This is a genomic window from Streptomyces sp. NPDC001889 (assembly GCF_053594535.1).
This window is the reverse complement of sequence record NZ_JBSFER010000010.1, coordinates 214,079-239,623: the sequence shown is the minus strand read 5'-3', so window position 1 is coordinate 239,623 and position 25,545 is coordinate 214,079. Positions and strand designations below refer to the sequence as shown.

24 protein-coding genes are annotated in these 25,545 nt (G+C 70.3%); 18 read left to right on the top strand and 6 right to left on the bottom strand.

The window, feature by feature from the left end; translation table 11 throughout:
* Nucleotides 1–76 precede the first annotated feature (76 nt).
* A complete protein-coding gene (locus tag ACWCRA_RS14005; protein WP_451067659.1) occupies nucleotides 77–976 on the bottom strand; it encodes a hypothetical protein in 900 nt (299 codons plus the stop codon).
* Between the two features lie 218 nt (nucleotides 977–1,194).
* Here ACWCRA_RS14005 and ACWCRA_RS14000 point away from each other — a divergent pair, with 218 nt between their 5' ends.
* The 5 genes from ACWCRA_RS14000 to ligA all read left to right on the top strand — a co-directional run bounded on the left by ACWCRA_RS14000 (nucleotide 1,195) and on the right by ligA (nucleotide 5,888).
* Nucleotides 1,195–1,494, top strand: coding sequence for a hypothetical protein (locus ACWCRA_RS14000; RefSeq protein WP_451067658.1), 300 nt, complete (start codon nucleotides 1,195–1,197; stop codon nucleotides 1,492–1,494).
* Between the two features lie 39 nt (nucleotides 1,495–1,533).
* Complete coding sequence (locus ACWCRA_RS13995; RefSeq protein ID WP_451067657.1) at nucleotides 1,534–1,908, top strand: hypothetical protein; 375 nt, start codon at nucleotides 1,534–1,536, stop codon at nucleotides 1,906–1,908.
* Between the two features lie 101 nt (nucleotides 1,909–2,009).
* Complete coding sequence (locus tag ACWCRA_RS13990) at nucleotides 2,010–2,522, top strand: hypothetical protein (protein WP_451067656.1); 513 nt, start codon at nucleotides 2,010–2,012, stop codon at nucleotides 2,520–2,522.
* An 85-nt stretch (nucleotides 2,523–2,607) separates the two neighbouring features.
* On the top strand, nucleotides 2,608–3,009 hold the full coding sequence (locus ACWCRA_RS13985) for a hypothetical protein (protein ID WP_451067655.1): 402 nt from the start codon (nucleotides 2,608–2,610) through the stop codon (nucleotides 3,007–3,009).
* Between the two features lie 848 nt (nucleotides 3,010–3,857).
* On the top strand, nucleotides 3,858–5,888 hold the full coding sequence (ligA, locus tag ACWCRA_RS13980) for an NAD-dependent DNA ligase LigA (protein ID WP_451067654.1): 2,031 nt from the start codon (nucleotides 3,858–3,860) through the stop codon (nucleotides 5,886–5,888).
* Between the two features lie 74 nt (nucleotides 5,889–5,962).
* Here the strand turns inward: ligA and ACWCRA_RS13975 are convergent, their stop codons facing one another.
* The 5 genes from ACWCRA_RS13975 to ACWCRA_RS13955 form a co-directional block, all read right to left on the bottom strand.
* Nucleotides 5,963–6,466, bottom strand: a complete 504-nt coding sequence (locus tag ACWCRA_RS13975; RefSeq protein ID WP_451067653.1) for a hypothetical protein — start codon at nucleotides 6,464–6,466, stop codon at nucleotides 5,963–5,965.
* A 497-nt stretch (nucleotides 6,467–6,963) separates the two neighbouring features.
* Nucleotides 6,964–7,941 carry an endonuclease domain-containing protein gene (locus tag ACWCRA_RS13970; RefSeq protein WP_451067652.1) on the bottom strand — a complete coding sequence of 326 codons (978 nt, stop codon included), beginning with the start codon at nucleotides 7,939–7,941 and terminating at the stop codon, nucleotides 6,964–6,966.
* Between the two features lie 380 nt (nucleotides 7,942–8,321).
* On the bottom strand, nucleotides 8,322–9,089 hold the full coding sequence (locus tag ACWCRA_RS13965) for a PIN domain-containing protein (RefSeq protein WP_451067651.1): 768 nt from the start codon (nucleotides 9,087–9,089) through the stop codon (nucleotides 8,322–8,324).
* Nucleotides 9,090–9,325: 236 nt separating this feature from the next.
* A complete protein-coding gene (locus ACWCRA_RS13960) occupies nucleotides 9,326–10,360 on the bottom strand; it encodes a hypothetical protein (protein WP_451067650.1) in 1,035 nt (344 codons plus the stop codon).
* Nucleotides 10,361–10,405: 45 nt separating this feature from the next.
* The gene (locus ACWCRA_RS13955; RefSeq protein ID WP_451067649.1) at nucleotides 10,406–10,747 is read right to left on the bottom strand and encodes a hypothetical protein; all 342 of its coding nucleotides are present in this window, start codon (nucleotides 10,745–10,747) and stop codon (nucleotides 10,406–10,408) included.
* 415 nt (nucleotides 10,748–11,162) lie between these two features.
* On the opposite strand from ACWCRA_RS13955, the gene ACWCRA_RS13950 reads away from it, so the two are divergent.
* The 13 genes from ACWCRA_RS13950 (at nucleotide 11,163) to ACWCRA_RS13890 (ending at nucleotide 25,233) form a co-directional block, all read left to right on the top strand.
* Nucleotides 11,163–11,927: a hypothetical protein gene (locus ACWCRA_RS13950; RefSeq protein ID WP_451067648.1), complete on the top strand. Its 765-nt coding sequence runs from the start codon at nucleotides 11,163–11,165 to the stop codon at nucleotides 11,925–11,927.
* The gene (locus ACWCRA_RS13945; protein ID WP_451067647.1) at nucleotides 11,924–12,202 is read left to right on the top strand and encodes a hypothetical protein; all 279 of its coding nucleotides are present in this window, start codon (nucleotides 11,924–11,926) and stop codon (nucleotides 12,200–12,202) included. The genes ACWCRA_RS13950 and ACWCRA_RS13945 overlap by 4 nt, the downstream gene beginning before the upstream one ends.
* Nucleotides 12,203–12,346: 144 nt before the next feature.
* Nucleotides 12,347–13,411 carry a hypothetical protein gene (locus ACWCRA_RS13940; RefSeq protein WP_451067646.1) on the top strand — a complete coding sequence of 355 codons (1,065 nt, stop codon included), beginning with the start codon at nucleotides 12,347–12,349 and terminating at the stop codon, nucleotides 13,409–13,411.
* A complete protein-coding gene (locus ACWCRA_RS13935; protein ID WP_451067645.1) occupies nucleotides 13,408–13,632 on the top strand; it encodes a hypothetical protein in 225 nt (74 codons plus the stop codon). Before ACWCRA_RS13940 ends, ACWCRA_RS13935 begins: the two co-directional genes overlap by 4 nt.
* A gap of 283 nt (nucleotides 13,633–13,915) precedes the next feature.
* Complete coding sequence (locus tag ACWCRA_RS13930; RefSeq protein WP_451067644.1) at nucleotides 13,916–14,608, top strand: DUF4097 family beta strand repeat-containing protein; 693 nt, start codon at nucleotides 13,916–13,918, stop codon at nucleotides 14,606–14,608.
* A 158-nt stretch (nucleotides 14,609–14,766) separates the two neighbouring features.
* A complete protein-coding gene (locus ACWCRA_RS13925; protein ID WP_451067643.1) occupies nucleotides 14,767–15,078 on the top strand; it encodes a hypothetical protein in 312 nt (103 codons plus the stop codon).
* Between the two features lie 170 nt (nucleotides 15,079–15,248).
* The gene (locus ACWCRA_RS13920) at nucleotides 15,249–15,572 is read left to right on the top strand and encodes a hypothetical protein (protein ID WP_451067642.1); all 324 of its coding nucleotides are present in this window, start codon (nucleotides 15,249–15,251) and stop codon (nucleotides 15,570–15,572) included.
* A 42-nt stretch (nucleotides 15,573–15,614) separates the two neighbouring features.
* Nucleotides 15,615–16,793 carry a hypothetical protein gene (locus ACWCRA_RS13915; RefSeq protein WP_451067641.1) on the top strand — a complete coding sequence of 393 codons (1,179 nt, stop codon included), beginning with the start codon at nucleotides 15,615–15,617 and terminating at the stop codon, nucleotides 16,791–16,793.
* 612 nt (nucleotides 16,794–17,405) lie between these two features.
* On the top strand, nucleotides 17,406–17,600 hold the full coding sequence (locus tag ACWCRA_RS13910; protein ID WP_451067640.1) for a hypothetical protein: 195 nt from the start codon (nucleotides 17,406–17,408) through the stop codon (nucleotides 17,598–17,600).
* Between the two features lie 75 nt (nucleotides 17,601–17,675).
* The gene (locus ACWCRA_RS13905; protein ID WP_451067639.1) at nucleotides 17,676–18,149 is read left to right on the top strand and encodes a hypothetical protein; all 474 of its coding nucleotides are present in this window, start codon (nucleotides 17,676–17,678) and stop codon (nucleotides 18,147–18,149) included.
* Between the two features lie 1,158 nt (nucleotides 18,150–19,307).
* The gene (locus tag ACWCRA_RS13900) at nucleotides 19,308–20,237 is read left to right on the top strand and encodes a ParA family protein (RefSeq protein WP_451067638.1); all 930 of its coding nucleotides are present in this window, start codon (nucleotides 19,308–19,310) and stop codon (nucleotides 20,235–20,237) included.
* A 154-nt stretch (nucleotides 20,238–20,391) separates the two neighbouring features.
* Entirely contained in the window at nucleotides 20,392–21,387 is a 996-nt protein-coding gene (locus ACWCRA_RS13895; protein WP_451067637.1) for a hypothetical protein, read from the top strand.
* A gap of 1,377 nt (nucleotides 21,388–22,764) precedes the next feature.
* Nucleotides 22,765–25,233, top strand: coding sequence for a hypothetical protein (locus ACWCRA_RS13890; protein ID WP_451067636.1), 2,469 nt, complete (start codon nucleotides 22,765–22,767; stop codon nucleotides 25,231–25,233).
* Nucleotides 25,234–25,545 lie beyond the last annotated feature (312 nt).

The following is a 25,545-nucleotide window of genomic DNA, read 5'->3' as shown; positions in this document are numbered from 1 at the left end:
GGCATCCGGCCCCGGCCCGGCAACAGCCGCTCCCGCGCTCCCGCCCGGCCAGCGAGGGCCGCGCGCTCGCCCGTCCCTACTCGGGTTCCGTCGTGCGGTCGAGCCGCACGGCCTCGGCCCGGAGCGGACCCGCGAGCCGAGCCGCGGCCCGCGGGTTGCGTTCCTTCGCCCGGCGCAGGCGGTCCTGCTGCCGGCGGATGGTGCCAGTCTCGGTCTGGCTTCGCCGCTCGCTCAGAGCGGGGTCCCTGTCGGCCGGGCCGGGGAGCTGGAGCCAGCAGCAGGGGCACTCGATCAGGGAGGCGCCCGCGGGGTGGGGCACGGGCACCTGGCAGCGGGAGCACTCCTCGGTCCGGTCGGGCCCGGCGACGTCGTCGGGCCCGATCCGGTAGCGGGCCGAGCAGAAGACGCACTGGACCTCGGGACGGGCAGGCCAGTCGACGGTGCCGTCCGGCCGCAGGGGGTAGTTGACCGATCCCGCAGGGCCGGTCAGTGCGCACTCCGGGCACGCCGTGTACGGGGGAAGCCGGCCCGGGCCCTCCTCCTCGTAGCGGCGCACGAGCCGCCGGATCCGCCCATCCTCGCTGAAATCGAAGTCGGGCTCGATCTCCCCTTCGACGATCTCCGGCTCGATCACCGCCAGTTCTGCCGACGGAACCGGGGCCGGGGGAGTCGGCCGGGCTGGGCCCTCGGGGAGGGTGAGCCGCATGGCGTCGGGGTCGTGCCCGAGCTCGGCGGCCAGCACCCGGATCGCCGCCCGGGCCGCCCGCGCCTTCATCCGGATCGACGCAAGCTGGGCCTCGTCCGCTTCCGCGACGGCCGCCTCGTCCACTGCCGGCGCGACCTGGCGCAGCGCGGCCAGGGCCTCCGACCGCAAAGCGTCCGCCGAGGGTTTGGCCTTGGCCCGGCCGGCCCGCGTCCGGCAGGCACCCCCGCAGAACAACTTCGGGCGTCCCCCGCCGGGCGCGTTCACGATCACCCGTCGGCACCCCGGCCCGGCACAGACCCCGTCCACCGGCATCGCACTCCCGCATGAATCGTCACCAGACCCTGCCGTCACGTTATACCGACGGGTGAACCATAGTGCGCAACCTCAGCATTTTTGACCCTTAAGACTTGCATCCACCATCAGGTGAATGTATAGTTTAAAGAGTCAAAGGCGGGGTGATGGAACCTCTCCGGAAGGGACCTTCCCCGATGCATCCCGCTCTCTCGGCCAGTGAGCTTGAGGCACTGGCCTCCGAACTGGGCATCGACGCCCGGCACCTTGAGGACGCGGTCGTGGAGGCCGCCCACGAGGCCGCCTCCAGCTCCTTCAACAACGGCACCCATACGGAACTGGAGTTCTGGGACGCGCACGACCGCGTCCACGACGACGCCGACGCCCGGGCCCGGCGCATAAACGGGGACGGCGTCACCGCGCAGCTCGCGTTCCTCGCCGACGGCTGCACCAGCCACAAGGCGCTGCGCTCCCTTCTGCGCGACCTGATCCCCTGACCTCCCTTCCCGCACAAGCCCCCGACGATCGGAGCACGTATGACCGCACTCTCCCTCGCCCAGGAAATCCTCCCGTCCGGTCTCCCCCAGCACGTCTACGAGGACCACAACCGCAGGCGGAAGGCGACGGCCATCGCCTACAACCTGATGTCCGCCCACTACGGCCGGATGCTCCCCTCGGACGTCGACCGGATCACCGCGCTGGACATGGACCACGCGGCCGACCGCGCCGAGGTCAACCGGCCCGAGAGCGAGGCCACTCGGAACCTGGTGCGCAGCCTGCTCCACGTCTACGCCGGTCACCCCGCCCACACCGGCAGCGGCCCCTCCGGGGACCTGCGCGACCGCAGGCCCGGCCCGGACCCGATCACCGAGATCCTGTCGCTGCTGCTGGCCGCGCTCAGGCGGATGTGACACCGGCCGGGCCACACGCCCGGCCCGGTACCCGCGCCGATCCCCCGCCACTGAGGGTCCGGAGCGCTGCGCCGCTCCGGACCCTCGTACAGAAGGGCACCATGAACAGCTTCGTTCCCCCGCGCGCCGCGCCCATCCGCGCGCACAAGCGGCCTTTCGCTCACCTGAAGCGGACCGTCACCCGGCCGCTGCGCCGGCAGGCGGGCCGCCTCCTGGTGAACCCGTCGCTGATGGCGCCCACGCTGGCCGCCATGACGCCCGCCGACCTCGTCGAACTCTCGGTCCTGGCGGACAGGCAGCTGGCGGCGAAGTACCGGGAGGAGATCCTGGCCGTGCTCCGCGCCGAGACCGCCCAGGCCGTCCTGGACGGGGAGACCGACAGCCGCTCGCCCGTGGTCCGCGTCCGCATCCCGGCCAGCACCTGGGAGGAGAACCCGCCCCAGTGGTCGGCCACCGAGCTGACCCTCCACCACGCCGACGGCACCGTCACCCGGTGGTTCGACGCCTCCCACACCACCCTGGAAACCCTGCTGCCGGACCTGACCTGCGTGGAGCAGCCCGCCACCTGCGACTCGCTCACGATCGACCTGTCCACCGGCCACTTCAGCCGCTGATGCCCGGCCCGGTGCCCGGGGCGGCAGATCCCAAGCCGACTGCCGCCCCGGGCACCCGCCGGGGCCGACCAACCAGGAGATTCCCGTGGAACACACCACCAGCGGCGAAGACACCGCCCGCACCGCCCTCATGGTCCTCGCCGAGAACGCCGACCCCGGCCACCCGGCCACCGCCGCCGCACTCCATCTGCTGCGCCTCGCCGGCCACAGCGACGTGCCCGGGCGCGGAAGGGACGCCAGCAACGCGCTGACCGAGATCCGGACGGTCCTTTCGCGCGCCCGCACCGCCCGCGAGCTGATCGACGTGCGGCTGGAGTACGCCCGCGACGAGAACGGCGAGCTGCTGCGCGACACCGAGGACGGCACCGGATTCGTCCGCTTCGAGGATCCCGACACGGAGGACATGCGCACAGTGCTCGACGCGGTCGTCCTCCTGCTCTCCCGCTGGGACCGCACCGGCCGCGCTCTTCGCTCAACCGGGCTGTAGAGCCCCGCCAGGCCCGCACGCCGCAACGCCGCGCACCAGCTGACACGATCCCGGGTTCGCCTCTAGCGGCTCGCCCCAGCCCCTCCCCCCGTTCACCGCCACCCCTGGAGCATCACCTGCGCCGTCATTCGATCACCGTCAACGCCGAGCACGCCGACCGGACCGTCTGCCCTGCGAGCCACCGCCACCCCTCCAGCGGGGCCGCCCTCACCGACGACTGCCCCGGCCGTACCCGCTATTTCGCGACGTGCGGCGGCTGCGCCTGGCGCAGCCAGTCCTCCTCGACGAAGTCGTACGCCGCCGAGCAGGGGAAGCGTCATCGCGAACTGATCTCCCGGCAGACGCCTCGGTCCTCGTAGCGGACGCCGCGCGCAAGGCGGCGCCCGTACGCGGGCGCTCCGTCACGGCGCCAGCGCGGGCCGGGCCGAAGGGACAGCCGATGCGAAGCCCCCGCCGCCGGCCGCGCCGACCCTCTCCGTCCAGCCACTCAACGCCCCTTAAGGCTTGCATTCCACACACTCCGAATGTAGACTCTTAAGAGTCGATGACGCCCTCCCCCACGGCGAACGCTGTACGTCTCCGCCTCCCGGCGCATCGGGCGTGGAGCCGTGCCGGGAGGCAGCCGCCCAACTCCCCGGTGCCGCGAAGCTGGCGCTTCGCGTTCTACCTGGCGGCCGACCGCCCGGACGCCCTCCGGGTTTGGCCGCCCCACCCGGCCGCACTCCTCCCCGTGCGGCCACGCCGCGGCGGTGCCGCCCCTCCCCCTTCCCGGGGACGGCACCGCCGCCGGCGCACCCGGCCCGCGACAGCCGCGGCCCGTTGTCAGTCCTCTACGACAGGATCACCGCATGACCATCACCGCTGACGCCTCCCTGACCCACGACGCCTATCTCACGGCCGTCTCGGAGGCGAAGGACGCAGCCGCCGCCTACTACGCCGACGGGACTTCCCCGCTGGACGACGCCTCGTACGACCTCCTGCTGCGCCGGATCACCGACTACGAGCAGGCCAACCCCCAGCGGACGGCCCCCGACTCGCCCACCGGCAAGGTCGGCGGCGGCGCTGCCCCGGCGGGCGATGTCGCGCACTCGGCGCCCATGCTCTCGCTGGACAACGTCTTCAGCGCCGGCGAGCTGGCGGCGTGGGAGGACTCCCTGGCCAGGCGCCTGGGCCGGACCGTGGAGAACGGGTACACGGTCGAACCGAAGCTCGACGGCGTCGCGGTGTGCGCCAGGTACCGCGACGGCCGCCTGGTCCAGTTGGTAACGCGCGGCGACGGCCGCACCGGCGAGGACGTCTCCCACATCATCGGCACCGTCGACGGACTGCCCGTCCGCCTGGCGGAGTCCGCCTCCTTCGAGGCCCGCGGCGAGATCCTGTTCACGAAGGCCCAGTTCACCGAGGCCAACCGCGTCCGGGAGGAGCACCGGGCGAAGCCGTTCGCCAACCCGCGCAACGGTGTTGCGGGGACCGTCAGGGCGAAGGACCGTCCGTACCGGCTCTCGATGACCTTCTACGCGTACGGCGCGGTGGATCTTGACGGATCGTTTCTTCAGGGTGAACTGACCCACGCCGCGGTGATGGCCCGGGTCGCCGGGGCGGGTGTGCAGACGACCGCGGCCACCGACGCCGGACTCACCGCCTGCGCCACGCTCGCCGAGGTCCAGCAGCGTGTCGGGGAGATCGCCGCGATGCGCGGGGGCCTGGCGGTGGAGATCGACGGCGTGGTCGTCAAGGCGAACGGGGTCGCCGACCAGCTGGCCGCCGGTTCCGGCTCGCGGTTCCCGTACTTCGCCACGGCGTACAAGCTCCCCTCCGAGCGGGCCCGCACCAGGCTCCTGGGGGTGGAGTGGAACGCGGGCCGCTTCTACATCGCGCCGCGTGCCGTGCTGGAGCCCGTCTACGTCGGGGGAACCACGATCACTTCCGCGACGCTCCACAACTGGGCCGACATCCGCAGGCGTGATCTGCGGATCGGGGACACCGTGGAAGTGCTCCGGGCCGCCGAGGTGATCCCCCGCGTGGAGGCCCCCGTCGTCGAGCTGCGCACCGGGGACGAGCAGGAGATCCCCGAGCCGGCCTCCTGCCCGGGCTGCGGCGGCGGCATCGACAAGAGCGAGGAGCGGTGGCGGTGCGCCAGCGGTAGCGCCTGCGGGCTGTCGGCCGCGCTCATCTACGCCGCCGGGCGCGAGCAGCTCGACATCGACGGTCTGGGGCCGAGTGTGGTGCGCGCCCTGGTGCTGAGTGGAACGGTCAGCGACGTGGCGGACCTGTTCACGCTCACTGTCGAGTCGCTGTCGGTCGCCGCGGACAGCGAGAAGCGGGGCCGGAAGCTGTACGAGCAGATCCAGGCGGCCAAGGCCCGGCCGCTGAACAAGGTGCTGTGCGCGCTCGGGGTCAAGGGCACGGGCCGGACCGTCTCCCGCCGCATGGCGGCGTACTTCAAGACCATGCACGCGATCCGGACCGCCGACGCGGCGCGCCTGGAAGGCGTCGCGGGGATCGGAACGGAGAAGGCCCGGGAGATCGCCGCCCAGCTCGCCGCCCTCGGACCGGTCATCGACAAGCTGGCCGCCGCCGGGGTCAACCTGACCGAACCGGTCCCGGGGGCCGAGGCCGCCGGGGACAAGCCGCTGGCCGGGAAGTCCGTCGTCTGCACCGGGGCGATGACCGGGCCGCTTGCCCCCTACAGCCGCACGGCGATGAACGAGCTGGTGGAGCGGGCGGGCGGTGTCTCGTCGGGCAGCGTCTCGGCGAAGACCTCCCTCGTCGTCGCCGGTGAGAAGGCCGGGTCCAAGGAGGCGAAGGCCGAGGCCCTGGGCGTCGAGGTCATCACGCCCGAGGAGTTCGCCGTCCTCGTCGCCGACTACCTCGCCTGAGACACCCGTCCGCCGCTGGGCCCGCGCTGTGGCGCGGGCCCAGCGGCGTGTCCGGGCAGGAGACGGAGGGCTGTTCAGAGGAAGTCGATTCCGACGTCGGTGAGGCCTGCGGCGATGGTGACCGCGGAGTCCGCCGCCCGGCGCCGCTCGTCCGCGCTCATCGCCGCACACCGTTCACGGACCCGCTCGTGGAGGTCGGGATAGCGCTCGGTCTCCTCATAGACCCGGGCGAGCTCCCGGAACGCCGGCGCAGGGGTGTACTCGCCGCGCGCGCCCTGCTCGTCCACGTGCTCCGCGATCAGGTCCTCGGGGAGTTCGCCGTAGGTCTCGGACGTGATCAGGCAGGCCCAGGCCACCACGGACGCGGTCGTGCTCGCGTCCTCGGCGATGTGGTCCAGCAGGGTCTGCCGGCAGCCGGCGCAGCCGTCCAGGGCAACGTCGTAGAGCTGGGCCACCATGGAGTGGCTGACGCCGTGCTCGTACGGCTCGGAGGCCGCCGTGGGCGGGGAGAAGCTCCGGCGCCGGTCTCCCTCGCCGCTGTGGTCGTGGAAGTGGTCGGTGACGATCACCTTGGCCACTGCGATGCCTCCCCTGTCGCCCGGTGCAGCCCTATCCTGCCGCGTGGCACACCGCCAGGGAGGTAGTTTCCCGGGAATTCACCGTCCCGGGGGTGTTGACCGATCCCACCGAGCCGGCCACCACGCATGCAGTTCAGGCGGCTCCCCTTGCTACCGGATACTGGCCATCGCCAGTGCGCGGAAAGGGCGGTTGATCGCCATCGCAGCTCCCACGGACGCCACTGGCCAGAGGCTTTTCGTCAAACCCGAGGGGGAGTTGTGCACCGTCGAAGCCCGTCAGTACTCGACGTGCCGGGGTGGGCCGACCTCCCCCTGTCCCGAGACCGTGCTCGTTATCTCTGACGAGTGCGGCGCCCGTACCGTCGAGGTGAGCGGTCGGGAGTCCGGGCCCGTCCTTCCGGTCGCGGACGCGGGCCAGTGACACCTCCAGGAGACCGGCTCCCGTGCGGTGCCGGTGCCCGCAGCCGGTCGGACGGCGCAGTGGATGTGCGGCCGGGTCAGCCCAGTCCGCCCTGGAGTGCGGCCAGGGCCTCACGGACTCGTTCGCCGGTCCGGACCTGACCATGGTCCTCGGCCCTCGTCCAGGATCCCGGGTCCATCCGGTGCCGAGGAAGGTGCAGCAGGGCGTTCAGGGCGATGAGGCCGATCGTGTGTGCGGTGATCTCCAGGGAGGCGGACCGGCCCCGGTCTACCCAGCGGACCTCGGTCGCGATCTCGCCGAGCAGGTCACCGAGAGCCGCTTCGAGTCGCCGGCCGTAGGCTCCGGGCACCAGGACGGTCACCGGCCCGGGCCGGTCCGTATCTGCGAACACGGGCCCCTCAGGGGGCGTGGCGTGCCAGAACACGGGGGTGTTCTCCGCCTGGAACTGGCGTTCGGGGGAGCGGCCTCCCTGCCCCGGCAGGAGCGGCTGGGTCAGCATGCGGACCCGGTCCAGGAGGTGGAAGTCGTCCCGGCTGAGCGTCACCCGCCACCGGGCTCCGCACTCCGCCTGCCCGCACACGGCCGTCGCGTCGATACCGCCCGCGGAGAGCTGGCGGAAGACCTCTTCCCACCGCTCCCGCCACTGCTCTCTCCCGCCGTCCCACTCCCCCGGCCATCCGCTCCCCGACGGGCCGGTGTGGACGTGGCCCAGCACCAGCCCCACGGTCATGGCAGCACGCTGGATCCGGGCGCGCAGCGGCGGGTGCCCGGCTGTCCGGCAGCCGGGGCACCGCATCAGGTGCCGGACGCCGTGGTGGGTGTGGGGCCACAGGTACTCGCTGCCGTTGCAGCTGCGGCAGAGCGGTCCGCGGACGGTGCCGTGGTCGTGGCAGTGGTCCCAGAACTCTGCGGCGTCCGGGCAGAGGTCGCACTGGTACTCGGTGGCGGGCGGCCGGCGGGATGAGCGGTAGCGGGTGCCGCTGTACTGGTCGGCGTGCTGGCGGCGCGGCAGCCCCGCGGAGGCCGTCGGTTCGTTCTTCGGTGTGGTGGTCACGTCGGCCAGGATGCCGGGCAGCAGTGACAGTCACGCCCGCCCGCGGTAACCGTGACCAGCCCAGCGGGGGTTCTTTCCGTCGCCAAGTGCACGCGTCCGACTGCACGGCGTGGAACAGATCTCCTGCGATGGAACAGCCGAACAGGGAGGCGGACTCAGCTCGCGGTTGCGGTTCGAATCCCCGGGGCGATCAACAAACACTGTTCCCGCCGAACGGCTGATCCCACATCGGAACCGAGTTGTGTCGATCGTTGTGCGCGCGGCAAGAGCCATCGCCTCGCCGACGCTGGGCCGTATCGGGCCCGGTAGTGGTCCGGGAGCCGGGGACGGTGTGGACCAGGGGCCGTCTTCGGTGTTCACCGCACTCCGGTCCCGGTGCCCTATTTGCGCAGGGAGTAGCTCCACCCGCGGTTGACGTAGCCCTTGCTCTCCCGCAGCGGCTTTCTGTCCTTCTGCTCTGCCCGGGGCTGCTCCAGGAGGTAGGTGTCCCCGTTCTGGCCCGTGTCGGTGAAGTAGTCGCCGGCCACTCGGGCGAGTTCCTTGTCCTGGGTGAGGAGAGCGCCTTCGGTGAGGGCCACGGCGAGGATGAGCATGTCGTTCAGTGTGTTGCGGAACTGGTGCTTGGTGTTCCCTCCGCTCCGGGTCAGGCGGGAGAGGAGTTCCAGGGCCGAGGTGATGTGGGTGTCGTGGAGCGGGCGGAGGTCCAGCGGGTGTTGGAGAAGGAAGTCGAATCGCCGCAGGAGGACGTCCCGGTCGTGCTTGGGCAGATGGCGGGTCGCGAGGCGGAAGGTGTCCCGTTCGCGCTGGGCCAGGACACTGCTGACGCCCAGGTGGCTCCGCTCCAGGACGGGGTCGAAGTCTCCCGCGAAGTCCATCATGATGCGGTCCGCGCTCTGCTTGAACAGGGGCCGGTTCGTCGGCCTGTCCCAATGCCCGTTGAGACCGCGGAGAAGGCTGTGCTTGCCGAGTGCCGGCAGGAAGAATCGGGGGCGCCCGGAGTGCTGGTCCTGCATCAGGAAGAGCTCTTGGGCGACGGTGGACGGTATGACGGCGTTGTCGGGGAGCGGCCTGTGCGGGTCCTTCATCGCGTAGGAGACGATCTGTGTGTCGACGACGATGTTCCCGGTGCCCGCGGCGGCCGTCTGCATGTCGATCCCTTTCCCGATCCCGGGAGTCGCTCCCGTCCTTGGCGCCCGTCGGTCCGGCACGGGACGCCGACGGCGGAGCCGGGTCGAGGGTACCCGTGGAAGGCGGGGCCGCACGTCGCGTTTTCGTGTGTGCGGCCATGGCCGGGCCGAGTATGGTCGGCCTGCGGACGGTGGGCTGCTGCCCGGATGCTGAACGGTGATGACCGCCGGGGAGCCGGTGGGTGTCCGTGTCCCGGTCAGTGGTCGCCGTGGGAGGGCAGGGCGGCGGCCGCAGCGGTCCGCGTCTCGTCCAGCGCGGTGCGGAAGGCGGCCCCGACCTCCCCGGCCTTCCCGGTCATACCGGCGGTCTCCGCGATGTCAAGGTCCTCGGCCGCCGTCCGGGCCAGCAGGTCGGTGACCTCGGCGTGCCCGTCGGCGAGGTCCCGCGCCTCGCACCACTCCTGGTAGAGGGCGTCGGACTGCCGGGCGTGGACGGCGTACGCCTCCAGGGCGGCGACCCGCCGGTCGATTCCGCGGCGTACCCGCTCCAGATCCCCGGCACGCGAGGAGACGATCTCGGTGAGGGAGTGGGTACGGGGCTCGTCGGGGTGCTGCCCGGACAGGCGGCTGTAGGCGGCGAGGTCGCAGGCGATGGACCAGAGCTGGGCGGGGAGCAGGACGTCGTTGCGCTGCCGGTCGAGGAGATCGTGGGCGTGGATCCGGGTGGCGCGTACGGCGTCCACGGCGGTCTGTGCCCGTGCCAGCAGGCGGCGCGCGGTGTCGTCGAGATCGGCCGCCAGGACGAAGTGCCCCTGGGCCGACCGGTACTGCTCGTGGGCGGAGAGGATGCCGAAGACGCGCACGGTCCCGTGGAGCGCGGCCAGGGCTGCGCCGAGTGCGGCCACGGTTTCGAGACCTTCGCAGAGTTCGACGAAGTGGTGCCGCATCACGTCGTTCAGGGAGCGCGTGCCCGGTTCCGGGGCCGGGTGCTCGGCCATCGCGCCGAAGATCCAGCTGAGGCCGGCGCACGCGCCGGTGGGGAGCAGCAGCCGGGTGGTGAGTACGGGCATCCACCGGAACGGCCGGGTCTTCGTCTCGCCGGGCTCCGCATGGTGCAGGAGTCCCTTCCGGGCCATCGCCCGGATGTACTCCTGGGTGGCCTTGCCGGACTGCGGGTCGACGACGACCTCCGGCGGGGGCGGCATGTGCTCCGGGGTGCGCGGATCGCCGGTGAGGTCCGGGCCGGTGCCAGGCTCGCTGTCGGTGTGGGTCTGGGTGGTGTCGTCGGTCACCGGTGTCTCCCGTGCTGGGGGCGGGTGTGTGGGGGAGCGGTTCGGTCAGGCGTATTCGCGTCCGGCGGCGACATCCGCGCTGTACGTGCGGTCGGCGCAGCTGGCGCAGTCGCCGTCCCACGAGTCGCCGTCGAGTTCGTCGCGGCAGTCCTCGTTGGAGCAGCGGTCGTCGAGGGGGATGCCGTCGATCTGGTCCAGTTCCCCTGCCTCGTCGAGTGCGAGGGTGCTGAGGCGGACTCCCTGGTAGGTGGTGCCGTCTGCGAGTTCGATGTCCGCGTTGAGGGCGTCGGCGAGAACTGCGGCGGCGGCCGTTTCGCTGGTGTGGCGGACGTGGACGATCGCGGTCGCGGGGACGCGGAAGGCGAAGACGCGCTGGGTGCTGGTCACGGGCATCGGCTCTCTGTCGGGAGCGGTCGGGGGCGCGGTGGCCGAGGTGTGGAACCCACCCCCCTCTTGACTCTTAAAACTATACCTGATGACGCGAGTGGGCACCACCCCTCAAGCGACCCTTAAGACTTGCACCCATTCCGGATATTCGTATACTCTTAAGAGGCATCGAAAGGGCGGCTCGGCACCTCGGCGCAGGACGCGCCCGGGGCTGCCCGGGCGGCGTTCCCGGTAACGCCCTGCGACGCGGGCGCGCAGCCCCGGGGCGGGAACTGCCGCGCGGGACGCCCCCGCCCCTCTCCCCGGACCGACTGGGCACCGCGCCCGCACCCCGGGCGCCCGGCGTCACTTCCCCTCTTCCGCGGCGCCGCCGGTCCCGAGCGGACCGCGCCGCGAGATATGGAGCATCCCCGACATGACCAGCCGCACCACCTTCCTGGACTGCGAGTTCGACCCGCGCGACCCCACGCCGGCCGGACTGCTGTCCCTGGGCGTCACCGACGACGCCGGCCGCGACTACTACGCCGTCCACGCCGGGGCGAACCTCTCCGGCCTCCTGGACCACGCCTTCATCTGCGACCACGTCCTGCCGTACCTCCCCGTCACCGTGACCCGCGACGCCGGCGGAGCCCCCACGGCGATCACCTGGGACACCGGCCACCCGCACTACCGGTACGTGCGCTCCGCGCAGGAGATCGCCCACGACCTGGAGGGCTACTTCGACGGCCCGGAAACCCCGAAGGCCGTGGCTTACTTCGGGGCGCAGGACCTGTGCCGGCTGCATGCGATGTGGGACAGCGACTGGACGCGGATGCCCGAACGCGTGCCGAGGTACTTCACCGATCTCAAGGTCATGGCCGACGATCTCGGCGTGGCCAAGGAGGAGCTTCCCGCGCACGAGGGCGACGCCCACCACGCGCTCGCCGACGCCCGGTGGAACCGCCTCGTCCACCGCTTCCTGCTCTCCCTCCAGTCGACCGGCCGCGTCGAGGACCTCGCGCGCAGGCTCAACGAGATCCGGACCCGCGCCGGGACGGTCCCTCTGCGGTGGGAGGTGCTCACCCGCCGCCAGCAGGACGCACACCGGCACGGAGCCCGCCTGCTGCTCGACGCCTACACCATCCGCCCCCGCCCTGCCCCGGCATCCGCCGGGCACGGCGGAACCGGGATGACGCAGTGACCGGCACCGGAGCACGCGCCTCCCTGCCGGCGGCGAACGGCCTGGGCCAGAGGTGGACGGTCACCTTCCACGAGACGGACGCCGGCCCCGGCACGGAGCCCGGCCCCGCCGGTCCGGGCGCCCGCACCTGGCGCATCGACGCGGACCCGGGCCTGAGCGCACAGGCCGTCTACCACTCCGCCCTGCTCGCGCAGCGGAACGATCCGGACGCGCCCGCCGTCCGCCCGCTCGACTTCGACATCACCACGGCCCCGGCCCGTGGGCACGGGGGCTGACGGCCGCACCTGCCGGGCCCGCGCCCCGCACCGGGTCATGGGCGGTACGGCCAGGCCCGCTCCGCTTCCGGCTCGCCCGCGCCACTTCCTGCACCGGCCCGGACCGCTCCCCCGCCGGGCCAGGCGGGCCCGCCCTCTTCTCCCATGAACGAAAGGCTCTTCGACCGCATGACCGCCCCCCTTGACGACGGCGCCCTGCACGAAGTCGCGGACGTGGCACTCGCCGTGCTCACCGACCGCTGTCCCCGGGCAGCGCGGTCTCTGCCCCGTGATCCGGCCACCGTGCTGATCCCCGTGGTGGAGGCCGTACTCGGCCAGGCCGCGGGGCAGCGCTGGATCGACCGCCGGCTCGCCGAGACCGCGCTGCGGTCCGCCGATTTCCGCAACGGCACGGCCATGGAGATCGCACCGGCCCATGAGATGGCCGCCCACTGGGTCGCCGCCGCCAGGGCCATGCTCGGCGATGCTCCCAACTACGCCGAGACGCCGGTGAAGATGGACATCGGTACCGCCGGTTCCCCCGAGCGGTTCGTCTTCACCCTCCAGCGCGCGGGCCGCTCCACCCCTCACGAGGCACGCGCCGAGGCGGAGCGGCAGCGGGACGATGTGCTGCGGATCGTCGCCGACGCCGCCGCACGCCCGGACACCACCGTGAACGCCGCGGATCTCGCCGCCCGCCTCGCACGCGCGGGCCACAGCACCGCCGGTCTCGAACACGCCCGGACGGATTCCGGTCCCTTCCTCTCCCCGGCAGCCGACGACCGCACCCGGCACGCACGCGGGCCCCTTCACCCGCAGGACTCCGGTGCGACGCCGTCCACGCCGATCGGCGCCCCGGCCGAGGCGCCCGCCATGGGCGTTCCGGACTCCGGACCGGGCCCGCAGTCCCCCGCCGCCGTCCCTGCGGGCATCCCGGGCGGCACGGAAGCCGCTCAGGCCGAGCGCTGCGACAGGTGCGGCGAGCCCGGCTTCCTCGCACGGGACAACGACCACCCCGGCCGGCCCGCCCTGTGCGTCGGCTGCCACGAGAAGGCCGGGACTTCTCAGGCGGAGGCCGGGCACACCTGCGACGACGGGTGCGCCCTGGCCACCGGCCACGACGGCCTGTGTCACCCGGTCCGCTGCCCGCCGCAGCCCACCACGCCGAAGAACAGCCCCTCCCCCGAACCGGCCTCCCCGGCCGCACTTCTGACAGGAAAGACCTCATGAGCGGACTCAGCCCCACCGGAGCGCGCATCCTCGCGGAGAACGACAACGGCACGGTCACCGGGCACCCCGCCGCCCTGGCACGCCTCGAAGCCGGCGGCCTGGTCACCCGCGCCGTCAACGGCGTGCGCACCATGACCGACAAGGGACACGCGGCCCACACGGCATGGCTGACCGAGCACGGCCGCACGGCACCGGGCAACACCGCGGCCGGGCACGCCTGACCCCCGCCCCGGCACGCGCCGGGCGGCGGACCCGCGCCCCGCCCGGCGGTCCCGTCCGTCCGCACGGCCGGAGCGGATTCCGCCCCGCCGGGAAGCCCTCCCCCTCGCCAGCGCCCGGCCAGCGGAACGACCGGGACGCCGGGAAGCACCGAAGCCGGGCCCCACAACCCGAACCACACCCCTAAAGCCTCTTAAGACTTGCGCCATCACGCCGCACATCGTATAGTCTTAAGCGTCATCAGGGAGGGGGTTCCCCTCCCCACGCCTCGCAACGCGGAGTCCCATGCAGGATCGCATCATCCAGTCCTCCTCCCCCGGAGCGGTCGTCCTCGGACTCGGTCTCCCCGCAGGCAGCGTGCACGCGAGGATCGACCACCACATCACCACCGCCCGGATCACCCTGCGCACGGCCGGGCCCGGCGGAGCCGCCGCCATCAACGCGGCCCGCATCCGCCAGGACGGACCGGTGCTCAGCGTGGAGATCCCCTCCCGGGAAGGCCCGCAGGACAGCATCCACACGACGCACACCGCCATGAACTTCACCACGGGCTCCGGCTCCCCCGACGGCGGACACGCGTTCCGCCTCTCCGCAGGCGCTCTGCCCGGCGAGTCCCGCATCCGGGCGGAGGTCGACCTCCCCCCTGGCTCCAGCCTCGGCATGGTCTCCGTCTCCTCCGACGCGTTCGTGAACGGACGCCTGGAGCGCGTGGAGTTCCGGTCGGTCTCCGGCTCGCTCTCCGTCGGCGACGCCCGCCACCTGGAAGCCGTCACCACCTCCGGGAGCATCACCGTCACCCGCTACGGCGGCGGGCACTTCAGCGCGAGGACCGTCTCCGGATCCGTGGACGTCCGCGTCAGCCCGCCCGCAACGGGCACCCTGCACGCCTCCTCGGTCTCCGGCGACATCCGCGTGGACAACAGCCGCCGCCTCCACACCATCGCCAGCAGCGTCACCGGCAGGGTCACCCTGCGCTGACCGCCACCCCGCAGGCGGACACGCCGCCGCGCAACACCCGGGCCGGACACCGCCTGCTCCGCACACCCAACCCGCCCCGCACGAAGGAGAACACCATCACTTCCACGACCGCCCCGACCGCCGCTCCCACCCTGACCACCGCCGTCGAGTTCATCACCATGCACGCCGACGAAGACGCCCTCGGCCGCATCCAGTCCGCACTCAACCAGCGGACCCGGACCCTGCGCGAGGTCCGCGCCGCCGCCGTCACCAAGGGCGCGCGGGTCCGCATCGACAACATCAAGCCCAAGTACCTCACCGACCTGACCGGCACGGTCACCGCGATCAAGCAGAACCGCACCCGTGCGATCGCCACCGTCGAACTGGACCCGGACTCCACCGACCTGCTGCGCGAGCGCACCTACGTTCCCGCAGGCGTCGAGCGCCACCTGCTCCCCGGCATCCCGGCCACCTGCTGCCACCCCGTGTAGGCCGCCCGCCCGTACGCCCGCCCCAAAGCGGGCGTACGGCCCCGCCCGGCCGGGACCGCGGCGCCCGGCAACCACGCGGACCGGACCGGACCGGGCCAGGCCAGGCCAGGAACAAGCGGCCGACGCCGAGCCGGACCCGCCCCGGCCACACCACCGCCCCGAGGAGCCCGATGCCCGCCCGATTCGCCGCCCACCCCTACACCGACGGCTCCACCCGCATCACCCTGACCGTCCCCCACACCCTCACCGCCCGCGCCATCGCCACCCTCCTGTGCTCCGCACACCGCACCACCGACGCCGGGAACCTCCCCGACCTCACCTACACCTCCGCGATCAGGACCCTGCGCGCCGAACTGAAGCAGCGCGGAAACGAGGACCCGTACTTCTGGGGCGACGACTTCGACGAGGAGGACCAGGACGCGGCCGGCGCCCTGCGCGACTGGTCCCTCGCCGAAACCACCCGCCTCTTCCCCGAACTCGGCTCTCCCACCTGACCAGCCCCCGTCCCGCCGCCGCGCCCACCCAAGGAACTCCCCGTGCAGATCCCCGCCTTCCCCTCGTTCCGGATCCGCCCCGCCGCCGGCGCCGCCGGGGAACGCGACGTCACCGGCCCCGACGGCCAGACCGTCGCCCGCCTGACCCGCACCACCGGATGGACCGCTCACCGCGGACAGACCGCCGGCCCCCGCCGCGCCGACGAGACCCGGGCCGCCGCCGACGCCGTCATCCTGCACGCCCACCGCCACGGGCTCCCCGACACCGAACTCCGCCCCTACACCAGCGCCCAGGACGCGCAGCAGGACCTCGCCCGCACCACGGGCCTCTATCAGGACCTCGTCGAAGCAGCCTCCCGCGCCTACTTCTTCGCCGCCCTGCGCCAGCCGAAGGTCGCAGCCCTCCTGGACGGACTGGAAACGCTCAGGTCCGAGCGCCACTTCGACACCGCCGCCGGATGCAACCGCACCGCACGGTTCCTGCACGATCTGCACCGGCCGGCACGCGCCCTCCTCGCCACCGCGACCGGGGAGGCCCTGGAATGGATGTCCTACCCCCTCACCGAACTCCTCGTACACAGCGAACGCGCGGCAGTCCGCCTGACCGCCACCGCCGCCGAGCTCCCGCGCTTCCTCACCGGCCCCTTCACCCACCCCCACTCCGCCTACGACGCCGTCGAAGCCCTCCACCGCGCACGCCTCGAACTCCGGACCACGGCCAAGACCCTCCCCCGGGGGCCCAAGGCCCTGCGCACCGCGCTGACCCGCATCGAGGAGGCGAGCGGCGCTCTGCCTCAGCGCGGCGCCGCCCGCTCCGCACACTCCTGCCGGACCACCGCCGCGCAGCTGACCGCGATCGGATCCGCAGCCGGCACCGCCCTGGGCACTCCCGTCCTCAGCCTGCCCGCCAACCAGCCGGTCGCCGCACCCTGCCGGGACATCGCCGCCCTGGCCCACGAGACGGCTCACCGCCTGGCCGCCACCGCCGCCGTCCTCAACGACGTCCCCCGCCACGGCAGCGTCCGGAACATCACCGACGCCGCCGCCCGCACCGAAACCACCCCCGCCCGCCCGGGGGAGCCCGTCTCCGTCCGTTTCGAAAACCGCGAGATCGGACCCATCAACCCCACACCCGAGGGCCGCTGGACCGCCGACGGCATCACCGAGCCCTACCACTCCCCCGAAGGCGCCATCGCCGCCCTCGTCGCCGCCCTCACCTGACCACCGCACCGATCCGGAGCCGGCAACCCCCGCCCACTGGCGCGCGACCTCCCCGGCAGCGCCCACCCCCGCCCGCGCGGCCTGGTCCCCGACCGTCCGCAGCACCGGAAGACGAAGGACCCCCTCATCCTCAACCTCCCGCCCGAGGGCCGCCCCCTGCACACCGACCCGCGCGCCCGCGCCTACGCCGGCACCTGGGAGTACACCCTCGACACCTACACCGGCCCCCGCACCCCACAGCTCCCCCACCATCCCGCCGGCGGCCTCCCCGCGCACGGCGGATCCCCCACTTTCGCCGTCTTCCACAACGACACCGGCCCCGCCTTCCCCTACCTCTGGGTCTGCACCACCCGCGCCCTCCGCCCCGACAACGCCCCCTACGAATGCCGCGTCTGGGACCAGGCCCTCACCCGCCGGCAAGCCGCCGCGGACGCGGCCGGCCACACCAGCACCTCGCACCTCCCCCAGCCCTCGACCCCAGACACCCCCGCACCCGGGGCACAGGCATCCCCCAACCCTCACTATTGACTCTTAAGACTTGCCTTCCCCATCGAGGGTCGGTATAGTTTTAAGAGTCAACGGGGGAAATGGTCCCCCTGATTAGGGGAGATCATGGCGAGCAAGGAAGTCCGGCAGATGGTGAAGGCCCTGGAGCAGCAGGACTTCACCGTCCGCCAGACCAAGAACAACCACTACCAGGTCTTCAAGAGCGGCCAATTCGTCACCGTCCTCCCCGGCACCCCCTCCGACCACCGCTCCCTCAAAAACTCGATGGCCTACCTCAAACGAGCAGGGTTCAAGCGCTGAACACCCGGGCCGCTGGGACACTGCACCCAGCGGCCCGGCTCAACGTGCCGCCCCTCACCCAAGGAGAAACCGCACGTGCCCACCCCCTTCAGCGTCTGCATCGAACTCGACTCCCCCGCAACCCCCGACACCTACACCCAGCTCTTCGAAGCCCTCGCCGACACCGGAGCCACCGCACCCGGCGTCGGCCCCGCCGAAAACGGCAACACCTCCATCCGCCTCATCGTCGACGCCGACGACGCACCCCACGCCCTCACCCTCGCCCTCGAAACCACCCACCACGCCACCCAGACCGCCGGCATCCCCCACACCGTCACCGGAGCGACGATCCTCACCGAGACCGAGTTCGACCGCCGCGAAGCCCACCCCCACATCCCCGAACTCGCCGGCCTCGCAGAAGCCGCCGCCATCCTCGGCATCAGCCACCACGAACTCGACAAGCTCCTCCCTGCACTCGAACCCCACCGCATCCAGCAGCTCATCACCGGCCCCCTCTACCTCGCCACCGCCATCCACCAGCTCCGCAACGAGCGCAACCCCACTCACTAGAGAGACAATTTCTATCGAGCCTCAGATTGCAGCAACATGCCCTCTGACCTGCACATATACCCATAGCTATACCTATTGACGGCCTGATAGGTATGGCTATGTCTAGCCTTATTTTTATGCCATATCTGCGTCCGTATCTTGTTCGGATCTCTAGCCGCACTGAGATCCCTTCGTTGATCCACATGTCACTTCCCCTATACCTACCGATATCTACACCCTTAGCAACTCCTGCATCACTCCCCTTGGTCACACCCTTGCGCTTATCTGTATCGCTACCTCAATGGTTACTCACTCATTCACCCACCTACATGCTGACGTGACTGCCTTCTGATCAAACTTGATTCACCCTCACATCTCTTTACACCGACTGCCGAACTTCACTTCAGTCGCACTGGCGTCGCTACCGAACCAACAATCCACCTCCAACACCTCCCTCCTTCTCTTCCACCACCCAACCAACACCCCACGCTCTATACGCACATCACAACCCCCAAAGCGACCCACCAACACCTCCTCACCCACACCCCTCGCCACACCATCTGACCGACTGACCTCCTTTCCTAATCAGCTTCTTTCCTTGCCACCGACTTAGCCACTTAACGATCGCTCTTTACTCGTTCTCACTGTCCTTAACGTCAACCCACTGATTTTCCGGACTTCTCAGCTATCGACTACTGAACTTCACTTCAGTCCCACTGGCGTCGCTACCGAACCAACAATCCACCTCCAACACCTCCCTCCTTCTCTTCCACCACCCAACCAACACCCCACGCTCTATACGCACATCACAACCCCCAAAGCGACCCACCAACACCTCCTCACCCACACCCCTCGCGCTTCCTCCCAGCCCACCCTCCGCCTCGCCCACAACCCCACCCACACCCACACTGACCACCAGATCCGCCAAACCCCCACCGCGAGTCCCCGCTTGCGTGTTGAGGCGATCGCCTCAGCAGACCACTCAGGGATTTGTCAACCCAATGCCGCGTCGCAGTCCCACAAGTCACACAAAGGCTGTTAGGGTCTCTCCATCTACACCCCTGTCAGGGACATAGCTTGCCCTCGCACTGGGGGCCAAGTAGCTTCATTCCAGCTCAAACCGAGCGAGTCACCGGCAGGCTCACCCATCGTGGGCCTCTGGCAGGAAGAGAGTTGTCCGTGGAGAAGATCGCCGTCGCAAGCCAGAAGGGCGGCCCCGGCAAGACCACGACGACGGTCAACCTCGCTGCGGGACTCGCTCTCGCAGGGTTCCGTGTCCTGGTTGGCGACATCGAGCCGCAAGCCCAAGCCGGCATAGCTCTTGGCGTCCGCCTCAAGGGCGAAAGCATCGCTAAATCGCTCGCGCTTCCACTGCAACAGGCGGCTCAAGGGGTTCCCGCGACTTTGCGGAACATCATCATCGACCGCACCGAACTTCTTCAGGCCAGGAAGGCAACAGGGACCCTCCACCTGCTTGCCTCGGAACAGGCCACAATGAGCAATGCACAGCACATCTTGCATGCAGCCGGCGTGGAGAAGGCACACGTACTCCGTGAACTGCTGGACGAGCTCGACGACGATTATGACTTCGCGGTGTTTGACACCCCGCCCGCCGTCCAGTCGCTCAACGGCGTTGCCCTGGCTGCGAGCGACTATGCCCTGACGCTCTGCAATCCAAGGCTCGCAACCGTCGAGGGCGCTGTAACCATGCGCTCCACTATCCGGCACGTCAAGGATCGGACTCGCGGCAAGGCGGACCCCAAGTATCTTGGTGTCGTTCTCAACATGGCCAAGCCAATGGGGGAGTGGACAACAGAAGAGATCGACGTACGAAACCAGATGGTTGACGCCAACCTCTTGCCGTTCGTCACGGAGATTCGTGAAGACTCCCGAATCTCCAGTAGCTACTCCAAGGGACGCCCATCAGTGCTGGGCTACGCCCGAACTGCTCCCGGAAAGCGCTACGCGCAGTTCTTGACGGAGGTCCTCGACAGGATGGACGCGCCTGAGGAGGAATGGAAGATCGCCCCGAGCGCCGACGAAGCGCTAGACGCCGCCGAAGCCGCCAGCGTACCGACGCAGCAGGCCAAGGAGGCTACCGGTGTCTAAGCCTCGCCAGTCAGACAACCCTGCTGGTGACTTCGCCACAATCAGAACCCGACGTCCGCGGCGAGGCAGCGGCAACCGCGCCGCCAGTGCAGAAGAACTCGTAGCCAACGCTGAGAGCGTCGCCGCTAGCTCCTTTCTTGCACAGGGTGGCAGCATGCCGGTTCCTGACCTAGCGTCGGTGCCCTCGGTCGCCGTGGGGCCGCTGCCCGCCCAGCAGGAAACGGAACTCGCCGGCGCCGAGGTGCCATCCGACGTCAAGCCGGACCTGGCATCGGCCGCAGCCACTCCGGCCGGCGATGGCACCTCGGACGAAAAGGCGGCCCCTTCTCCGGAGCCCGACCCGAAGCCCGACCCGGAGCCGGAGCCCGACCCGAAGCCCGACCCGGAGCCCGACCCGGAGCCCGACCCGGAGCCCGAGCCCGAGCCCGACCCGGACCCGAAGCCCGACCCGAAGCCCGACCCGAAGCCCGACCCGAAGCCGGAGCCCGACCCGGAGCCCGACCCGGAGCCCGACCCGGACCCGGAGCCCGAGCCCGAGCCCGAGCCCGACCCGGACCCGAAGCCCGACCCGAAGCCGGAGCCCGACCCGAAGCCGGAGCCCGACCCGAAGCCCTCCACAACGAAGGGCACGGGGAAGAGGCCTGCCGCCTCAACTCGAAAGAAGTCCGCTGCTGAAGCCGTAGAAGCACCCAGGTACGGACGCACCCAAAAGCAGGTCTGGGATAGCTTCGTCGATTCCAGAGTTCACTCTCGACAGTGGGACATTCAAGGCGTGAACCTGATCCCTGGGCTGTGGCCGCTTTTGAAGGCCCGTGTTCAGCGTGATCGAAAGGCTACCGGACGAGCTGAGTTGACACTTGGTCACTACCTGGACGCGGTATTGCGTACCGCCCCTCTCGACCAAGACAAGCTCGTCGGGCTCGCCGACAAGTTGCAGGCCGAGCAGATGGGTCTCCCTCGCGGGAAGAAAACGACCCTGAGCCTGAGCCCGACGGCACGACAGAACTACGACGAAATCCTGGAAGCACTGGAGACTGCGGACTACGGTCGCAAAGGCAAGGACGTCATGTCAGCCCTCGTGCAGCAGCTGCTACGCGACTTGGAGAAGGAAGGCCCTCTCCCCAAGCCTGCACCGGCGCCGCTCGTGTGAGGCGTATGCTCACGCAAGGAGGGCTACCCCACACGGGGTGGCCCTTTTCGCTCTTTTCCGACACTCCGGACATAAATTTCAATATCATCACTAATCACCTGCAAACGAACGGCTGACTACGTGCCGTCAGGATGCGCCTAGCCTCTCACTCAAGACCGCTTAGCATCACCAGGGCCATTCACGGCACTCCTCGGCTCGCCATCAGCAGCCTGAACGGCAGCCATAATGCCTTCCTCCCGAAAGCAACCGAAACCTACTCTGAGCAGGGTGTATACCGATCCTGCTACCTATATGCAGCCCCTAGTCACTACCTCTATCGCTACCTTCATTCCTTCCTTCGCCACGAACAATTCACCTTCCCAGCAACCTTGTTGACTCCACATCCGCTCTCGCGCGTTCCCCACTACGCACCTATACCCCTGACAGGGGAATAACTCCCCGGGGTCAGGTATGCTGACGCCACCAGATTGATCTTCTTTCAGGAGCGTCGATGTCGTCAGGTCGCCTGAGTGCCAACGCTGTTGCAGTCGCAGCGGGCGTGGACAGTAACTGGGTCTACCGGGCCGTGCAGAACGGTGTGCTACCAGAGCAGCACTTCGAGGCCGACGTAATTGTCATCAAGGTCTACCGGCTGATCTCACAATTCGTCTGGCCCGATAGGCCGCGACAGCGTTCGATGAAGCACGAGATCGACACCTGGCAGCTCTCAGCTCTTCACGCAGCTCGCGATGCCGTAACCGACCCCAAGACGACGCCCGAGACGACTCTTTGGATCATGCAGGACTCGGTACGGGTGGCACACAGCCGACAGGAACGCGCTGCTCTGGAATCCAGTTCCTCGGACGGCCACGAGCCGTCCCTGCTCGACGCCCAAGTGGCTCTGCGTCTTCCCATTGGGCGATGGATCGACGAACTGCCCTCACTTCTCGCGCGCACTCCAAAGCGGGAGCCCCGCAGAAGGAGCACACGGTCTACCAGGGCTGATCCTTCACGTGCTGCCTGAGAAAACCGGCCAACTACTGCGCCCCCAGCGCGCAGCTGGCACGAGAGGCCCCCGGGCCAGCGTTGTTGTCGAGGAGGTAAGCGGAACTCAGACCCCTACTGACTAGCGTCGTGCGTCGGTCTCTCTACCTCCCCAGGCGGAACCGACAGGCGATTTGAGCGTCCCTCGTACCTCCCCGACAGGAGCAGATCATAGCTACCCGTCTGGGGCCTGGCTCAGTCATGTCCAAAACGGACCCGAATCGTGCGCCGGCCTCTTCCCCGAACATCCCAGATTCCTCGTTGTGTCAGCCGAACCGACCACCTGATGGCGTGTCGGCCACCGGTAGTTCTAGCGTGCCTGCTGTCCGGGAACCGCTGCTGCTCACTCCAGGGATGCAGGCGGCGCTCGACAGTGCTGTTCGTACGCTGTTGGCCGATCCGCGGTTGGTGGGGGCGTGCGATCTGGTGCGGCTGGCGGTGGTTGTTCTGCTGGCGAAGGCGCCGGTCTCGTCGGCTTCGGTGGTGGTGCGGTGCCAGGATCTCGCTGGATGGCTGGGGTGTTCCGTTTCCCATCTTTCGCACACGGTGATCCCGCTTCTTCGGGCGACCGGTGCCGTGAGGTGCTCGAAGGTGACGGATCCGGAGACCGGGTACACCACGGCTCTCCGGTTCGAGCTGCTCCCGTTGAAGGAGGCACGGGCCGCGGGTGTGGGGAATCCGCTCGCGATGCTGAACAGGCGTGATCTGGCGACCCTTCTGAAGTTGTGCGAGGCGGTGACGTGTCCGGGGTGGGCTCCGGAGGGGAAGCCGGAGACCCCTGCCGGCTTCATGGCGGGCCGGCGGGGGAGGGGTGCGGGGACGGACCGGCTGGCGGTGGTGCGGCTGGTGTTGCAGTGCCGTGCTGACGGGCGGGTGCGGATGGCGCCGGGACGGGTCGCGGAGGGGGTTGGGCGGGCGGATGCGACGGTGGCCCGTCTCATGGACTGTCCGGCCGTCGAAGCGGCTGTGGTGGTCGACCGGCTGCTGGCGGAGGGGACGGCGGTGTTCGACAGCCCGGAACGGTTCGGCCGGGACCGGCTCCGGATTCCTGCTGTTCACGCTGCCTACCAGCGGTTGAAGGCGGCCCGGTTGCCGAAGGCCGGACCTTCCCCTGTGGTGGAGGCGGTCGGGCAGGAGGCGGCGGCGGGTTCCTGTGCACGATGCGGGAGCGAGCAGCCTGAGGTCGGGCCGGAGGGGATGGTTCTCGAAGGCGAGGGCTGGGCGCAGGAGTCCTTCGAGGATCTTCTGGCCGATCAGGATGGTGCATCGGGGGATCAGACGGCTCCTTCTTCGGAGTTTCCGCAGGTCAACAGCGCTTTTGAAGAGGAAGCCGCCGAGGGGGTTGGTGCCGAGCCCCACGCTGACCACGCACCTGTTGCTGAACTTACTGGGTGTTCTGACGGTTTCGATGTGGGTTTTTCCGGCTCTGCCGTTGCGGGTGACGACCGGCTGCCGGGACGCGGGCATGCGCGTGAGGACCAGCCTCGCAATCAGCATGGGTCTGCGGCCGGGTTCGGGAGCGGAGTTGGTCCTGGTGGCCCGCTGCGCGGGGAACAGCGTGGTGATGTTCCGGCTGGTGGGGAGATGCAGGGTGGTGAGGCATCTCTCGTGTCTCTCGCTTTCTGGCAGGCCCAGGGTGATGCTCCGCGGGTGTGGACCTCGTTGCCGAAGCAGTTCGAAGAGGTGCTGGCGCCGGTGGAGATGATCTGGGGTCGGCTGGGTCGTACCGGGGCCCGTCAGCGGGTACTCGGCGCCGTTCGGTCGCAGCTGGCCCTGTTGCGGGGGACGTTCGGTGAGAGCGGTGCGGAGCGGCTTCTCCGGGAGCGGCTGCGGAGGCGGGTACGCGCTCAGGGGCAGGTGCTGGTGAAGGATCCGGTGGGCTGGCTGATCTCGAAGGCGCTGCCGCGCCGTTCGGACTGCTGGGACCGCCGGTGTGACGAGGGCCGGCGGATGGACACGGGGGGTGAGTGCGAGCCGTGCCGGATGCTTCACGCGGACCGTCGCGGGCTGCGCTACCGGGTGGCTGCTGATCTTGCCCGCGAACTGCCCGCCGCAGGGGTGGCGAAGGTTCCCCGGGAGGTGTTCGAGGCCCGGCTGCGGGAGGAGTTCGACCGGGACGCGCAGTGGCAGGCCGTCCGGCACGAGGAGGCGGCCGAGCTTCGGGCAGCCCAGAAGGCTGCGTGGGCCGAGCGGCGGACGGAGTGGGAGGCCGCAGCGGCGTTGGAGCAGGCGCGGCCGTGCGAGGTGTGCGGGCAGGAAGATTCCGGTGGGCTGTGCGGGCTGTGCCACGAGGAGCGGCTGACCGAGAAGGTCATCGCAGGGGCCGTGGAGACCGCGGTCGCCGCGTGGGCGGAGCCCGGCGCGATCTCCGGCCGGCCGGAGATCGCGCTCCGGGTCGACGCCGAGATCCACGCCGAGGTCGAGCAGGCCCGCGCCCAGGGCGCGGCGGAGGGTGCGATGCCCGGAACCCTGGTGGTGCTGGGCCGGCTGACGGCGGAGCTCGCAGCGGGGGAGTACCGGCGCTCCGCACTGTCACGCCTCGCCCGCGGACCGGAAGCAGAGGCGGAGTCGACGGCGGTGTTCGAGGCACAGATGCGCCGCTGGCACTTGCACGACAGCGTGGAGGAGGCCAGAGAGGCCGCTGCCGAACAAGCATCGGCGGCCCGGTGGCGCACCGCCGAGCATCTCCTCAACCAGCGCGTCGCGGCGCTCAGGTCGCAGATGCCTCAGCCCGATCCGGCACCGGATCGGGAGCCCGATCCGTACGCGGTCGGCGCGTCGATGGTGCGCTCCCAGATCCGGCGCCCGGGGACGTCGGCGTAGGAGTGCGCAGCGGGGCCCCGGCGCGCCGGCCCGCTCCCGGGCGCAGCCGGTCGGGCGGCAGGGCGTCGGGTTGGCGAGGCGGTCGAGGTCCCGGTGAGGACTGGGGTCGGCCGGGCGGCGGTGTCGGTGGAGCCGGGTGGCCGGACTCCGCTGGGGAGGGTGTGCGGTGAAGCGGGTCCGCCGCTGGCTTCACCGAGCAGAGCCGGTTGCGGGGAGTGCGTGCACAGCAGTGGGCTTGACCTGCGGTGTTGGCGAAATCTATCCACAGGCGGATCGGGTGACACTCAGGACTCCACGATGGAAGGAGTCCGG